12 protein-coding genes are annotated in these 14,547 nt (G+C 58.4%); 10 read left to right on the forward strand and 2 right to left on the reverse strand.

The window, feature by feature from the left end:
- Positions 1–13: 13 nt before the first annotated feature.
- Positions 14–967, reverse strand: coding sequence for a polysaccharide pyruvyl transferase family protein (locus CRO62_RS07335; protein WP_097099727.1), 954 nt, complete (start codon positions 965–967; stop codon positions 14–16).
- Positions 968–1,018: 51 nt separating this feature from the next.
- Positions 1,019–1,984: a glycosyltransferase family 2 protein gene (locus tag CRO62_RS07340; protein ID WP_097099728.1), complete on the reverse strand. Its 966-nt coding sequence runs from the start codon at positions 1,982–1,984 to the stop codon at positions 1,019–1,021.
- Between the two features lie 119 nt (positions 1,985–2,103).
- Here CRO62_RS07340 and CRO62_RS07345 point away from each other — a divergent pair, with 119 nt between their 5' ends.
- From CRO62_RS07345 to CRO62_RS07390, 10 genes are all read left to right on the forward strand, one after another.
- Complete coding sequence (locus tag CRO62_RS07345; RefSeq protein WP_097099729.1) at positions 2,104–3,582, forward strand: lipopolysaccharide biosynthesis protein; 1,479 nt, start codon at positions 2,104–2,106, stop codon at positions 3,580–3,582.
- A gap of 371 nt (positions 3,583–3,953) precedes the next feature.
- The gene (locus tag CRO62_RS07350; RefSeq protein WP_323455480.1) at positions 3,954–5,039 is read left to right on the forward strand and encodes an acyltransferase family protein; all 1,086 of its coding nucleotides are present in this window, start codon (positions 3,954–3,956) and stop codon (positions 5,037–5,039) included.
- Complete coding sequence (locus CRO62_RS07355) at positions 5,036–5,827, forward strand: family 16 glycosylhydrolase (protein ID WP_097099731.1); 792 nt, start codon at positions 5,036–5,038, stop codon at positions 5,825–5,827. The genes CRO62_RS07350 and CRO62_RS07355 overlap by 4 nt, the downstream gene beginning before the upstream one ends.
- Before the next feature lie 60 nt (positions 5,828–5,887).
- Entirely contained in the window at positions 5,888–7,069 is a 1,182-nt protein-coding gene (locus CRO62_RS07360) for a glycosyl transferase family 1 (RefSeq protein WP_097099732.1), read from the forward strand.
- A 17-nt stretch (positions 7,070–7,086) separates the two neighbouring features.
- Complete coding sequence (locus CRO62_RS07365) at positions 7,087–8,085, forward strand: glycosyltransferase family 2 protein (RefSeq protein ID WP_097099733.1); 999 nt, start codon at positions 7,087–7,089, stop codon at positions 8,083–8,085.
- Positions 8,082–9,026, forward strand: coding sequence for a glycosyltransferase family 2 protein (locus CRO62_RS07370; RefSeq protein ID WP_097099734.1), 945 nt, complete (start codon positions 8,082–8,084; stop codon positions 9,024–9,026). Before CRO62_RS07365 ends, CRO62_RS07370 begins: the two co-directional genes overlap by 4 nt.
- A complete protein-coding gene (locus CRO62_RS07375; RefSeq protein WP_097099735.1) occupies positions 9,026–10,021 on the forward strand; it encodes a glycosyltransferase family 2 protein in 996 nt (331 codons plus the stop codon). Before CRO62_RS07370 ends, CRO62_RS07375 begins: the two co-directional genes overlap by 1 nt.
- Positions 10,022–10,102: 81 nt before the next feature.
- Entirely contained in the window at positions 10,103–11,008 is a 906-nt protein-coding gene (locus tag CRO62_RS07380; RefSeq protein WP_097099736.1) for a UTP--glucose-1-phosphate uridylyltransferase, read from the forward strand.
- Between the two features lie 107 nt (positions 11,009–11,115).
- Positions 11,116–13,464 carry a polysaccharide biosynthesis tyrosine autokinase gene (locus tag CRO62_RS07385; protein ID WP_179783968.1) on the forward strand — a complete coding sequence of 783 codons (2,349 nt, stop codon included), beginning with the start codon at positions 11,116–11,118 and terminating at the stop codon, positions 13,462–13,464.
- Positions 13,465–13,597: 133 nt separating this feature from the next.
- Positions 13,598–14,542 (forward strand): 2-hydroxyacid dehydrogenase, encoded by a 945-nt coding sequence (locus tag CRO62_RS07390; protein ID WP_097100419.1) that lies wholly within the window; start codon positions 13,598–13,600, stop codon positions 14,540–14,542.
- Positions 14,543–14,547: the final 5 nt, after the last annotated feature.

Here is a 14,547-nt window from a genome sequence, read left to right on the forward strand (position 1 = left end):
AGGCAACCCGCCTTCAGAGATAATCGCGTTTGACCGTTTCCAGAACAGCGGAAAAACGCTCCTTGCGTTCCTCCAGCCTGCCATCCGGGCTGAGACGCGGTTTGGCACGGCTTGCCTGCCAGAGCGCCAGCGTGGAAGGTGCTGCCAGCACTTGCTTGGCCAGTTTGCGCAGTGACAGGGATTGGCTTGCCTGCGGCCGCACCAGCACATCGCCCTCATGCGCCGGACCGGATCCAGCCTCGGCAATGACGGGGGCTGGCGGCGGCGGGAAGTTCATACCCCAGAAACGCGACCCCTTTTTCGCCGCCTCGGCGCGAGTGGAGACGGGCACGTAACGCGGCTGATACTCCACACCGACCGTGCCTGCCCAATCGCTCCACTTGAAACTGTTGATCGAGGGAGACGTGCTCACCGCCACCCATGGCACGCGGAACGCATCGGCAAGAATGGCGCCATGCATGGATTCGGCCACGATGAATTCAGATTGGGCGATGGCGCGGATGACCGACATCGCCTCGCCGCGTGGGTCGAGATAGGTGAGCCCGGCCGGTTCGCAAACCGTTTCCCACATGCCGAACTCCGCCGATTCCCAATGGGGAACGAAGGTTTTCTTGTAGAGTTTCGGCAGACCTTTGAACTCCGGCATCTCGGTCACCATCACGGCGGGATCGACAATGCCCTTTTCGGGAGAAAGTCCCAATTTGGATGCGGTTTTTTCGCCGCGCACGCAACGAATGTCCCAAAATCCGGTGCTTGTATCCGGCACCGCGCCGTAGCCATAACCGCTGCCGATCACAAGCTTGCGCTGCTTTGCGGGCAACAATGTATCGTTGAGAACCGTGCCGACACCGACGAGCATCACATCGTCATGCACGTCCCGCAGCCCGGGCAGCAGAAAGTCCCACAGCCACAGATTGAGATCGTCGCCAAAATTTCCGTGATGCGATTCCCAGTGGTAAGGTTTCATGAAGTCACTCCTGGGTGAAAAACATATAAATTCTTGCGGGCAAGAATTCGATCATCTTGTCCGCACTATTTTGCCTGCGCCGAGCTCAAAAGCCGCTCGCAGGAGTGCCGGATCGCGCATCGCCCACTTCAGCAGCAGTCCGAATTCGGGCACCTTGCGCCGTTTCAGATTGCCCGCCTGGCTCCAGAGCGCCTGTTTGCGCGCCGTGTTTTTATAGGAAGCGATCGAGGCCACATCGTCCGGCCGCCGCGAAAATCGCCCCTCCAGCGTATCGAGCGCCACCCAGGTATTGAACTGCTGGCGCAGGAATTCCGGCGAGGTATTGTCGATGCTGTGGAAGATATTGACGCCCATTCCGCGCATGGCACCGGCATCGTCACACAGAAGCGTGCGCTTGGATGCGAGGATGGAATCGCAGAAAAACAGCACATCTTCCGCCGCAAGCCGGAGCGCCGGATCGAAGCGTATCTTTTCAAAAAGCGGGCGGCCGATGACCATGCAGGAGATATGCAGGAAGCTCCAGTTGCGCAGCATCACGCTCGCCAGATCCGGCAGCTCGATCACCAGAGGCCGCTCGGAAAGCCTTGCGGCGCCGTCGTTCTTTTCCAGCTCGGAAATGGCGAAATGATAATAAAATTCGTCACTTGCCTGCATGGATGCCCAGTAGCACTCACCGCCAAATGTCTTCAGCGCGAAGGCCGCATTCTGGAGATGATCGGGCGTCCAGATGTCGTCCGAGTCAAGAAATGCGACGTAATCGCTGCCAGCAGGAACGTGGTCGAGACCGGTATTGCGCGCACCACCAGGCCCGCCATTGGCCTGCTTAATGACGAGAATCCGCTCTTTCTGCGCTTGCGAAAGTTCTGCAAGCTCATTGTCTATCGGATATGGCGATTCGTCATCGACGATGACAAGATCGAAATCCTGGTAAGTCTGCGCAAAAACCGATGCGAGCGCACGTCCAAGAATTCCGTGCTGCTTTTGGTAATAGGGAATGACGACAGTAAATCTTGCCATTGTTTCGCCCCTTGCGTTGATCAAGAAGTGTCGGGCCCGATCCTAAAAGCGGCCCCGATGGTATCGGCAACTCCCCACCGGCGTTCCTCCCCGCCGGCCTCCAGAAACAGGATGCTTGTATGCCCCCAGCTCCAAATGTAAAGACCATCACCACGAATGTCGGCTGGAGCGTCTTGTCTAAGACAGGGACATTCGGGCTTAAATTTGTCACCGTTCCCATTCTTGCACGACTGCTGACACCGGAAGAATTTGGTGTGGTTGCAGTCGGCTTAACGGTTGTACAATTCCTGACCATGATAGCCGGAGCGGGGCTGACCTCGGCGCTGATCGTCGAGAAAGAAGAGGATATGGATACAATCCATACCGTTTTCTGGGCAAATCTGGCGATTTCCTGCACCATGGCCGCCGCGCTCTACATTTTCGCGGAGTTCTTCGGCGGGCTTCTGGGTGCGGTGGAAAGTGCCTATCTGCTGCGCATCATGGCCTTTCTCATTCCGTTGCAACTTGCGGGTGATGTCGCCTATTCACTGCTAGCCCGGCGCATGAACTTCAGCCAGGACGCGCTGTGGAGCATGGCGTCTGAAAGCATCGCGGCGGTTGTCGCCGTGGTTATGGCGCTTCTCGGCTTCGGCGTCTGGGCGCTCATCATCCAGCTTTTCGCCGCCGCACTCATCAGGCTTGTCGGGCTATATGCCGTTTCCCGCTATTGCCCGCGTTTCGTCATGAAACCGCGCCGTCTGGTGCCGCTTCTCGGCTTCAGCTCCGGCCTGATGGGATCGGAAATTGCCAATTTCGTCACCTTCCAGTCGCCGATGGTGGTGATCGCCCGGCATCTCGGCCTTGCCGATGCGGGCGCCTATTCCGCCTCCAACCGTTTTGCCAGCATTCCCAATCAGGTCGTGCTGTCGGCCGTCATGGGCGTGCTGTTTCCCGCCTTCAGCCGTATGATGGACGATCCGCAGCGCCGGCGTGATGCCTTGATGTTCAGCACGCAGGTTCTGACCGTCCTGCTTGCGCCGATGATGTTCGGCCTCTGGGCGGTGGCCGAACCGGCCATGCTGGTGATTTTCGGGCAGAACTGGGCTTATGCCTGGCCGGTTCTCGGTCTACTTGCCCTCTCTAAAGCCATTCTGACCCCATGCAGCACCTTTATCCCCTATCTCAAGGGTGCCGGCTATGGGCGTGTGCTGTTCTGGTCGGCCACGATCCGCGCCATCGTCACCACGGTTGCCGTCTGGGCTGCAGCCGTCTACGGCAGCCTGATCGACGCGATGATTTGGCTCTGCATCGTCAATGCGGTGACGCTGGTTGCCTACTCATGGGCCGTGTTCAAGGCAAGCGATACACCCTTTCTCAGCGGCCTCTATGTCAGCAGCAGACCGATGATTGCAGCGCTGGTCATGGCCGTTTCGGTGCGTTACCTGCTTCACATCTTTGCCGAACGCATCCCCAGCGCAACGCTTCAGGTCCTCGTTGGCGCCGCAGTCGGCGGCATCATCTATGCGGTGCTGATTTTGCTGACCGAACGCGCCCTGCTTGGAAAAATCCTCGGGATGGTCAAATCGCGGCGAATGCGTGAAAACGCAACCCAAGGTTAGCGGCTCGTCACTGAAAGCGCCTCATTTCGGCCGTTAACAGGTCTCACCCGTCACGGATATGTGTTCCGTGACGGCATGGCAAAACCATTTTTTTGCGATGCAATATCGCGTACGATGATAATAACGCTTCCTCTGGCGATTTTTAGCGACGACTTAAATCTAGGAAAAATTAAATATTTTCAGTTACTTAATTTTTTAAAGTCGCACGGAATGCCGGAACGCCAGACAATCACCCGCAATATCTAAGCTTGTGTTTTTCCCGCGTCGCCACATTTTACCCTAAAGTCGAAACCAGACTTACGAGTGCGGGCTTAAGTTCGCTCTGGTTGCAACGCGGCGTGGGTGGACGCCGCCCAATAGGGGTGACTGATGTGACTGTCGATCAGAACCTATCCTCCCGTATCAATTTGATGCGTATATTGCTGATCTCCGGAATCGTGTTCGTCCATGTGCCGCACGATGCCGAAACCAGCCCTTTTCTTGGCCTTTACGGCTTCTTCGACTGGCTGCGTGTTTTTCTGGGCGACGCCCTGTTTCGCATCGGTGTGCCCTGTCTCAGCGCGATATCCGGCTATCTGCTGTTTCGTCGCGGCATGAGCGGGTTCGATTATCCGGCGACGATCCGTTCGAAGTCGAAAACGGTGCTGCTGCCCTTCCTGCTGTGGAATGGCGCGTTATTTGCCGCAATTTTGCTTATCCAGCTATTTGACGTTGGTGTGGGTTATTTCCCGGACCTCTGGAACGCCAGCCCGCGTGAAATCATCAGCCATGGAACGGCGCTCGAAGAACTGCCGGTAAACGTGCCGCTTTACTTCCTGCGTGACCTGTTCGTCTGCATCCTGCTGTCGCCAGTGCTTGCATTTCTCATGCGCCGCTTTGCGCTGCCGACGCTCGCTATCCTGCTCTTCATAACCGCCATGCCTGATCTGACGATCTTCATCGTCCAGAAGAAATCGATCCTGTTCAGCTTTTCGCTGGGCATCGCGCTTGCGCTGCATCGCGTCGATGTCAAGGCACTCGATCCCTACGCCTTCCCGATCATGGCGCTGACCTTTGTCGCTGCGGCCATGCTGGCAACCGGCCTCTATTTCACCGGCCCGGAGTTTACCTTCTGGCTGAACATGTCGCGCAATTTGCTTGCTGTTTTCGGGGCGCTCGGTTTTTGGGCATCGTCGGCGCTTTTGATCCGGAGCAGGCTTGGCAAGCGGCTTTCCGAAACCGGAAGCCTCAGCTTCTGGATATTCTGCGCACACTATCCGTTGCTCGTCATCATGTGGATGGTCTGGAACAAGGGCGGACCCGATTTCTACCCCGCCTTCTATGTCATCGCCACGCTGTCCGCCTTTGTCATTCTGGTGGTGAGCAATGCACAGACCCGCAAATACCTGCCGGCCGTCTATGCCGTGCTGACCGGAAGCCGGAACACTTTATTCGCAACGACAGAGGTGAACCAATGACAACATTTGTCACCCGCGCTCAGACACGCATTCTTCTCGCCGCCGCCCTGCTGGCGACACCCTTCACGACACCGAGCCAGGCACAAGAAGGCAACGGTGCATCCTTCATCGAGAATTTCGATCAGATGGACCGGACGTTCTGGTACGTCTCCGACGGCTGGAACAACGGTGCGCATCAAAACTGCACCTGGTCGAAGAAACTGGCGACGGTGGAAAACGGCCAGCTGACGCTTGGTTTTGAGGAAGCAAAGTCCGGCGACCGCAACTTCGCCTGCGGAGAGATCCAGACCAAGGGGCGTTTTCGCTACGGCACCTATGAAGCAAGGATGAAAGCCGCTACCGGCTCCGGGTTGAACTCCGCCTTCTTCACCTATATCGGCCCGACCGACAAAAAGCCCCATGATGAAATCGACTTCGAGGTTTTGGGCAAGAATACGGGCAAGGTGCAGCTGAACCAGTATATTTCCGCCAAGGGCGGCAATGAGAAACTGGTGCCGGTGGAAGGAGGAGCTGATGCCGGCTTCAACGATTACGCCTTCGTGTGGGAGCCTCAGCGCCTGCGTTACTACGTCAACGGCAAGCTCGTCCACGAAGTCACGGATGAGACTAAGATTCCGCAGAATGCCCAGAAGATTTTCTTCAGCCTGTGGGGAACCGACACGTTGAAGGACTGGATGGGTGCCTTTTCCTATTCCGGCGCGACCCAGATGATTGTTGACCGCTTCGCCTTCACGGCGCTCGGCGACAAATGCCAGTTTCCCGAATCCATCGCCTGCGCCCTTAACTGATTGCCTTTTTAAACCTGAGCCTCGGCGTCCTTGACGCATGAAACCAACCGGAACCCATGCATGATCCATGTTCTTTATCTCGCGCATGATCTGTCGGACCCCGCCATTCGCCGGCGGGTGCTGACCTTGCTTGCGGGCGGCTCGCGGGTCACGCTGGCGGGCTTCCGGCGCGGACAGAACCGGCTTGCAGAGATCGAGGGCGTGGTGCCGGTCATTCTCGGAGAAACCGCCGATGGGCAGTTTCTTCAGCGCATGGCAGCCGTCGCCAAAGCCAGCCTCTCGCTCGGCAAAACATTACGCGGCATCCCCACGCCCGACGTCATTCTTGCCAGAAACCTGGAAATGCTGGCTCTCGCAAAACGGGCCATGTCGCTTTACGACCGCCAGCCAGCACTGGTTTACGAATGTCTCGACATTCACCGCCTGCTTCTTAACGAGGGCAAGCCGGGGCAGCTTCTCAATGCGGCCCAGCGCTATTTCGCCCGGGATGCCAAGCTGCTGGTGACGAGTTCTCCGGCTTTCGTCGAGCATTATTTCAAACCCGTTTCCGGCCTGAACCTTCCCGTGCTGTTGCAGGAAAACAAGGTGCTGGCGCTTGATGCCGCTGTAGCAGCCACCCCACAACCGTGCCCACCTGCCCCCGGCGAGCCGTGGAAAATCGGCTGGTTCGGCGCGCTTCGCTGCCGCAAATCGCTCGAAATCCTCGCCGATTTTGCAAAGCGCATGGATGGCAAGGTCGAAATCATCCTGCGCGGCCGGCCGGCCTATTCGGAATTTGCGGATTTCGATGGTTTCGTGGCTGCCGCGCCGCATGTGCATTTCCACGGCGCCTACAAAAACCCTGAAGATCTGGCCACCATCTATAATGAAGTGCAGTTCACCTGGGCGATCGACTTCTTCGAGGAAGGCCAGAATTCAAGCTGGCTGCTGCCCAATCGGCTCTATGAGGGATGCCTTTACGGCACCCTGCCGATTGCACTTGCCGGCACGGAAACGGCTCGTTTCATCGAAAAGCGCAATATCGGTTTTGTTCTGCAAAATGCCGGCGCAGATGATCTGGCCGCTCTTTTCAACACTATGACTCCACAAGCGTATACGGACTCCTTCGGCGCCCTCTCGGCACTCGATAAGAAACAATGGCTGACCGACCGCGACGATTGTCGTCAGCTGGTCCAGCAATTGTCCTCTCTTACAAAATCCGCTTCCGGCCATGCCCGTGAAGCTGCGTTTTCACCCGTGTAGTGCGTAGGGGGCAAATCATGGAAGGTCTTGGTCATTCCGGCATCAGAACTCTGATCGTCATTCCCTGCCTCAACGAGGCAAAGACGATCGAGGCGTTGCTGCGAAAATTCACCGGCGCGATGGATGGACGTATTTTCCGCATCGTTGTTGCCGATGGCGGCAGCACGGACGGCACGCGCGACATCGTTTCCGCCTTCGCCGCAACGGATGACCGCGTTACACTCCTTCCCAATCCCAAGCGCATCCAGAGCGCCGGCATAAACCTGGCCGTTTCCACTTTCGGCGAGGATTTCGACTACCTCATTCGCATCGACGCCCATGGCGATTATCCGGATGATTATTGCCAGCGGCTGATCGAGGACGCGGATCGCACCGGCGCGGATTCCGTCGTGGTCGCCATGGATACGGTCGGGCACGGCCTGTTCCAGAAGGCGACGGCGATTGCGCAAAATTCCAAACTCGGCAATGGCGGCTCCAAGCACCGCGAAGGCGCCAAGGGACACTGGATCGACCATGGCCACCACGCGCTGATGCGGATTGCCGCCTTCGACGCGGTCGGCGGCTACGATGAAAGCTTCAGCCACAACGAGGATGCAGAACTGGATTTCCGGCTGCGCAAATCCGGTTTCCGCATCTGGATGACCGACAAGACCCGTATGACCTATTATCCGCGCGCCAGCGTCATGCCGCTGTTCAGGCAATATCTCGCCTATGGCCGTGGCCGGGCAAAGAACCTGCTGAAACATCGTTCGATCCCGAAGATCCGCCAGATGATTCCGCTGGCTGTCCTGCCGGTCTTCGTGCTTGCCCTGCTGTCGCTTGTGCATTGGGCAGCACTTATTCCGCTCGGCCTCTGGATCGCCGCATGTGTGGGTTATGGCTTGTGGATGGCAATAGGTCAGAAAAACCCATACGGCCCGCTCGCCGCCTTTTCCGCAATGGTGATGCATCTCGCGTGGTCCACCGGCTTCTGGCTGGAACTCCTGAAATTCCGGGGAAAAAAGGCTGTCTCATGACCGACCTCATCGTCACCGAACCACACAATTCGAAGACCGTCGATATCGGCATCTGTACCTACAGACGTCCGGCGCTGGTCGCCACACTTCTGTCACTCTTCGAGCTGGAAGTGCCTGAAGGCGTGACAGTTCGCCTGATCGTTGCAGACAATGATGAGGAACCGAGTGCCAAGGCAAGTGTGGATCGGCTGCGCGAAACTTCGCCTTTTGAGATCGCCTATGTCCATTGCCCGAAATCGAATATTTCGATTGCCCGCAACGCATGCCTCTCTGAATGCCGGGCGGACTATCTGGCCTTTATCGACGATGATGAGACGGCCCCGCCGCACTGGCTGGCAGCACTTCTGGAAAAGGCAGACGAGACCGGCGCGGACGTCGTTCTTGGCCCCGTGACGGCGGTTTACCGCGAAAATGCCCCGGGCTGGATGAAACGTGGCGATTTTCACTCGACCGTACCGGTCTGGGTCAATGGCGAGATCATCACCGGCTACACCTGCAACACGCTTCTCAAGATGGACGCCCCATCGGTGAAGGACCGGCGTTTTGCGCTGGCGCTCGGCCAGAGCGGCGGTGAGGACACGCATTTCTTCTCGCATCTCCATGCTTCGGGCGGTCGCATCGTCTTTGCGCGAAAGGCCGTGCTCTCCGAGCCGGTGCCGGAAAACCGCGCCCGTTTCATGTGGCTTGCCAAACGTCGCTTCCGCTCCGGCCAGACCCATGGCCGTGTGCTTGCGGAAAAGAAACCCGGCGCAAGACGCGTGATGCAGGTGCTGAAGGCAGGATCGAAAGTTCTCTATTGCGCCGTCTTTGCCGCGCTGAACGGTTTCAACGCCGTGCGCCGCAACCGCTATGCCCTGCGCGGCGTCTTGCATCTCGGCTCGGTAAGCGGCGCCTTCGGAGTGCGCGAAATCCGCCAATACGGCGCGGTGGAGGCAACCTGATGGAGAACCTTAACCCTCAGCCCGATATCAGCTTCGTCATTGCCGCCTATAATGCCGCCGAGACGATCGAAGCCGCCATTCAAAGTGCGCTCGACCAGCAGGGCGTGACACTTGAGGTGATCGTCGTGGACGACCGCTCCGCCGACGAGACGATCCCACTCGTCGAGGTCATTGCGGCCAACGATCCGCGTGTCCGGTTGCTTGCGCTTGAACAGAACCTCGGACCGGGAGGCGCGCGCAATGCCGGTATCGACGCAGCAACCGGACGCTTTATCGCCGTTCTCGATTCGGACGACGTCATCCGCCCGGACCGTTCCGCCTGCATGATGTGCCGGGCAGACGCGGCCAATGCGGTGATCGCTGTCGACAATCTCGATGTCGCCTATACGGACGGCAGGCCGATGGAAACGATGTTCGCGGAAGAGTTTCTGGAGGAAAGACCCGTCCTCACTCTCGAGGACTTCATTTCCTCCAACATCCTTTTCCGCTCCACCTTCAACTTCGGCTACATGAAGCCGATGTTCCGGCGCGATTTCCTAAATAGTGAGGGATTGCGTTTTCGCGAGGATATCCGCATCGGCGAGGATTACATCCTGCTTGCCTCGGCGCTTGCCGCCGGCGGCCTTTGCGTCATCGAGCCGAACCCGGGCTACATCTATAATATTCGCGAAGGTTCGATCTCGCGCGTCCTTGAAATCCACCACGTCGAAGGAATGATGCGGGCGGACCAGGAGTTTCTGAGCCACTACGCGCTGTTGCCCGCCGCCATGGATGCGCAGCAGGCGAGAAGCCGTAGCCTGCAACTGGCCCGCAACTTCCTGACATTGGTGGAAGACATCAAGCGGCGCTCGATTATCGGCGCGCTGAAGACAACGATCAGGGATCCCGCCGTACTGGGCCATTTGAGAATGCCCATTGCCGTGCGGCTGAAGAGGTTGCGGAACGCGATGTTTGCGCCCGCAGCAAATACTGGGGTGAAAAGGCAGATTTCCTAAAATTTGTGAGCGGACAAATCTGTGTACGAAAAATCTGCAAGCGGACTGGGGACAGATCAAACCTTGATGAAGGAGAACGCGATGGACCTGAACAAAACTGTCAGAAAAGCCGTCATTCCCGTAGCCGGCAACGGCACGCGGTTTTTGCCCGCCACCAAGGCGATGCCGAAGGAAATGCTCACGATCGTCGACCGGCCGGTCGTGCAATATGCCGTCGATGAGGCCATGCAGGCCGGCATCGAGCACATTATTTTCGTAACCAGCCGCAACAAGACCGCCATCGAAGACTATTTCGACAGCGCGCCCGAGCTTATCAACACGCTCACCCGCTCCGGCAAGACGGTGCAGGTGCTGCAGCTTGAAAAGATGCTGCCAGTCGCAGGCACAGTCAGCTACACGCGCCAGCAGGTGCCGCTCGGCCTCGGCCACGCGGTTTGGTGCGCGCGCGAACTGGTGGGCAAGGAGCCTTTCGCGCTGCTGTTGCCTGATATGGTTTCCTATGGCGCACGCGGCTGCATTGCCGGGTTGATGGAACTCTACGACGAAGTGGGCGGCAATATTCTCGGTGTTGAAGAATGCCTGCCGGAAGAAGTGTCATCCTATGGCGTCGTCGGTGTCGGCCAGAAGGTCAATCACGGCTTTGCGGTCACCGAAATGGTCGAGAAGCCGGAACCATCCAAGGCGCCTTCGAATTATTACCTGAACGGCCGTTATATTCTGCAGCCGGAAATCTTCGACATTCTCGCCAAACAGGAGCGTGGCGCGGGCAACGAAATCCAGCTGACTGACGGCATGAAGCGGCTCGCTGAAAAGCAGGCCTTCCATGCGCAGAAGTATAGCGGTCGCACATTCGACTGCGGCAGCAAGCAGGGCTTCATCGCCGCCAATGTCGCTTTCTCGCTGATGCGTGCTGACATGGAGGCGCAGGTTCTCGCTTCCGTCAAGGAACTCGTCGCAAACCATGAAGGCCGCGTTCAGGCGGCCTGACTTTAATCGTGCTGCCGGGGAGGCGGTCGGCACATCAATAACGGGGGGCGGGAAGGCGAGCGTTGCTCGGCTTCCCGCGTACCATTTTTAATTCACAAGGTAGGTCCATGCACCACAAGACCTTTAAATCCAGCATCGGTTTTCCGGATCCCGGCAAGGATGCCGACACATTTATTGACCTCGATCGCCTCTGGGCAGCCGTGGTGCGCCGCGCCAATGTCATTGCCGCCTCGGTCATCGCCGCTGTGGTTCTGGCCGGCCTTTATCTGGTGCTTGCGACCCCCGTTTACACCGCGATGACTCAGGTGCTTCTGGATGAAAGCCTTTCCCGTTACGCGGAAGAGGAATCGCCGGTGCCTGCCGCCCAGATCGTCGACAACCGTATCGCCAGTGCCGTGGAAATTCTGAAATCCAAGGAAATGGCGCTGACCGTGGTCGACAAGGCCAAGCTCGACGAGAACGACACCATCGTCAATCCGTCGCTGTCGCCGGTCGATCTCGTGAAATCCTCCGTGCGCGGTATCGTCGATCTCATCCTGCCCGGAGATCCGCCGGCCTCCGAAGCGGCAATCCGCGCCGGACGCCGCGAAAAGGCAGCCGCCGTGCTGCAACAATCGCTGATCGTGGAGCGTGTCGGCCGCAGTTCGGTCATCGCCATTTCCACCCGTTCGACGGATCGGCAGCTTGCCGCGCTCATCGCCAAGACCTATGCGCAGGCCTATCTGACCGAACAGCTGAACGCCAATTTCGACGCCAGCGAGCGTGCTTCCGTGTGGCTGCAGGAGCGCATGAGCGACCTGAACCAGCGTGCGCAGGCCGCCCAGCTTGCCGTCGAAAAATTCAAGACGGACAATAATATCGTTTCTTCGCGCGGCGAGCTGATGTCGGAAGGCCAGTTGGCCGATCTCAATGGCCAGCTGATTGCCGCGCAAGCGGATGTCGCGACGGCTGCTGCACGTTATGGCCAATACAAGTCCATCATCGACCGGGGACCGGATGCAGCTGTTGACAATGCAGTCGTTTCCGCACGGGATGCCGATAACTCGGTCATTCAGGACCTTCGCAAGCGCTACATTACAATCTCTGACCGATTGCAGGGCGTCGTCCAGCAATTCGGCGGCGACCACCCTCAGGCGGTAGCGCTGGAGAGCGAGAAGAAAGAGATTGCAAGGCAGATATTCCAGGAACTGCAGCAGGTCACGGGCAGCCTGAAGAACGAATACGACGTCTCCAATTCCCGTGTGCAATCGCTTCGCGACAATATCGACCGCGTGGCGGGCCGCAATTCGCAGGCCAATATCACCATGGTGCAATTGCGTGAGCTGGAGCAGCGGGCAACCGCGCTGCGCACACTCTACCAGTCCTACCTCGGCCGCTTCGAAGAAGCATCCCAGAAGCAGTCGCTGCCGATCGCCAAGGCCCGCATCATCTCTGAAGCGGGTCTGCCGACAGCTCCGTCCAGCCCGAAAAAGACCATGACCATGGCGCTTTCCGTCATTCTCGGCCTTATGCTGGGCGGCGGCATCGCAGCGCTTCTTGAGTTCCGGGATCGCTTTTTCCACACCGGCAACGATGTGCGCGACAATCTGCGCATGCGTTTTCTGGGCTACCTGCCCTTTATCGGGGAAAGGGGTGCAGAAACAGCAAAGTCGGGCACCGCTGCCGCTACCCCTGGCAGCGAGAGCACGACCCTCGACGAAAACGGTCAGGTCTCGTTCCAGAAAATGCTGCGCCTTGCCGTCGACAGCCCGCGCTCAAGCTTTGCCGAGACGCTTCGCAACGTGAAGCTGACGGCTGATGTCGTTATCCAGGAACGCCAGTGCCGGGTAATCGGCGTCATCTCGTGCCTGCCGAACGAGGGTAAATCGGTCGTGGCGCTCAATCTCGCCGGTCTGATCGCCTCCACCGGCAAGCGCACGCTTGTGGTGGATGCCGATATCCGCAACCCCGGCCTCAGCCGCATGCTGACAACGCGGCAATCCGCCGGTCTGGTGGAGGTCGTGCTTGACGAGATACCGTGGACACAGGCGGTGAAGGTCGATACCCGCACGAAAATGGGCATCCTGCCGGTTTCTACCAGCAACCAGTTTGCCCATTCAAGCGAGCTTCTTGCCTCCTCCGGCATGCGTAAATTCATCGAATCGGCGCGTGAGGCCTGCGACTACATCATTGTCGACCTTGCACCCGTCGTTCCCGTCATCGACGCGAAAGCCTTTGCACCGCAGGTCGATGGTTTCGTCTTCGTGACGGAATGGGGCAAGACGCCGATCCAGATGGTGCAGAACCTGATGGCCAACGAACCGCAGATTGCCAACAAGACGTTGGGTATCGTGCTCAACAAGACCGATATGACGGAATTGCAGCGTTATGCAGGCCCCGGTGGTTCTGAGCACTATCACGAGACATTCGCGGCCTATTACGGCGACGCCAAACCGCCGGTGAAGGAAAACGCCTGAATGGTGTAGCGGCCCGGTGCAAACCGGGCCGTTGTTTTTTGCAGCTCAAATTTTGCCACCCTGCCTATGGCGTTGCCCGCAAAATTACGCATTGATGGCGACCAACCAATCGCCAGCAAGCAGGACCAGTTTTATGCCATCACCCATTGCCCTTGTTTCGCGGATGAATGCGCAAGCGGAGGCCATCTGGAAGCAAGCGCTTCGCGACGCCATGCCGGAAGAGGAAATCCTCTCCTTTTCCGAATTGAGCGGGGAGCAGAAACGCGCGGTGGACTTCGCCATCGTCGCCAATCCCGATCCAGCCGACATTGCCGCCTTGCCGGGTCTTGCGTGGATTCACAGCCTGTGGGCAGGTGTCGAACGGCTCGTGCTGGAACTGGGAGACAAGGCGCCACCGATCGTGCGGCTGAAGGACCCGGAGCTTTCACGCGTGATGGCGGAAGCCGTGCTGGCATGGACCTATTATCTGCAACGCGACATGCCGGCCTATCGCGAAAACCAGCAGAAAGCCCTCTGGCAGGAACTCGATTATCGGCATCCGGGTGAGATCACCGTCGGCCTCCTCGGCCTTGGCGCGCTCGGCGCGGCTGCGGCGCAACGCCTGCTTCATGCAGGCTTCAACGTTTCCGGCTGGAGCCGCTCGGCAAAGGCAATCGAGGGAGTGGCAACGCTGACGGGCGATGACGGCCTACAGGACTTGCTGGAAAAAAGCGACATTCTCGTCTGTCTGGTGCCACTGACCGATGCGACGCGCGGCCTTCTGAATGCCGACCGTCTTGGCGCCATGAAAAAGGGAGCCGCACTCATCAATTTCGCCCGCGGAGCCGTCGTCGTCGCCGACGATCTGATCGCGGCGCTTGATGCCGGCCAGCTTTCGCATGCGGTTCTCGATGTCTTCGAACAGGAGCCGCTGCCTGTCGTTTCCGCATTCTGGCAGCACCCGAAAGTGACCGTCCTGCCGCATATTTCCGCGCCGACAAGCCGGGAAAGTTCAGCGAAAATCGTGGCAGGCAATGTCAGGACATGGCGTGAAACAGGCACGCTGCCGGAAACAGTCGATATGACGCGCGGTTATTGAGACAG

It is taken from the genome of Rhizobium sp. AN6A, assembly GCF_900215635.1.
In the GTDB taxonomy this organism is placed as follows: Bacteria; Pseudomonadota; Alphaproteobacteria; order Rhizobiales; family Rhizobiaceae; genus Agrobacterium; species Agrobacterium tumefaciens.

Excerpts from the sequence above, each read along its gene's own strand:
- CRO62_RS07385 (WP_179783968.1), top strand. The coding sequence starts at position 11,116 with ATGCACCACAAGACCTTTAAATCCAGCATCGGTTTTCCGGATCCCGGC.
- CRO62_RS07335 (WP_097099727.1), bottom strand. The coding sequence starts at position 967 with ATGAAACCTTACCACTGGGAATCGCATCACGGAAATTTTGGCGACGAT.
- CRO62_RS07360 (WP_097099732.1), top strand. The coding sequence starts at position 5,888 with ATGATCCATGTTCTTTATCTCGCGCATGATCTGTCGGACCCCGCCATT.
- CRO62_RS07370 (WP_097099734.1), top strand. The coding sequence starts at position 8,082 with ATGACCGACCTCATCGTCACCGAACCACACAATTCGAAGACCGTCGAT.
- CRO62_RS07365 (WP_097099733.1), top strand. The coding sequence starts at position 7,087 with ATGGAAGGTCTTGGTCATTCCGGCATCAGAACTCTGATCGTCATTCCC.
- CRO62_RS07375 (WP_097099735.1), top strand. The coding sequence starts at position 9,026 with ATGGAGAACCTTAACCCTCAGCCCGATATCAGCTTCGTCATTGCCGCC.
- CRO62_RS07380 (WP_097099736.1), top strand. The coding sequence starts at position 10,103 with ATGGACCTGAACAAAACTGTCAGAAAAGCCGTCATTCCCGTAGCCGGC.
- CRO62_RS07390 (WP_097100419.1), top strand. The coding sequence starts at position 13,598 with ATGCCATCACCCATTGCCCTTGTTTCGCGGATGAATGCGCAAGCGGAG.
- CRO62_RS07340 (WP_097099728.1), bottom strand. The coding sequence starts at position 1,984 with ATGGCAAGATTTACTGTCGTCATTCCCTATTACCAAAAGCAGCACGGA.
- CRO62_RS07355 (WP_097099731.1), top strand. The coding sequence starts at position 5,036 with ATGACAACATTTGTCACCCGCGCTCAGACACGCATTCTTCTCGCCGCC.
- CRO62_RS07345 (WP_097099729.1), top strand. The coding sequence starts at position 2,104 with ATGCCCCCAGCTCCAAATGTAAAGACCATCACCACGAATGTCGGCTGG.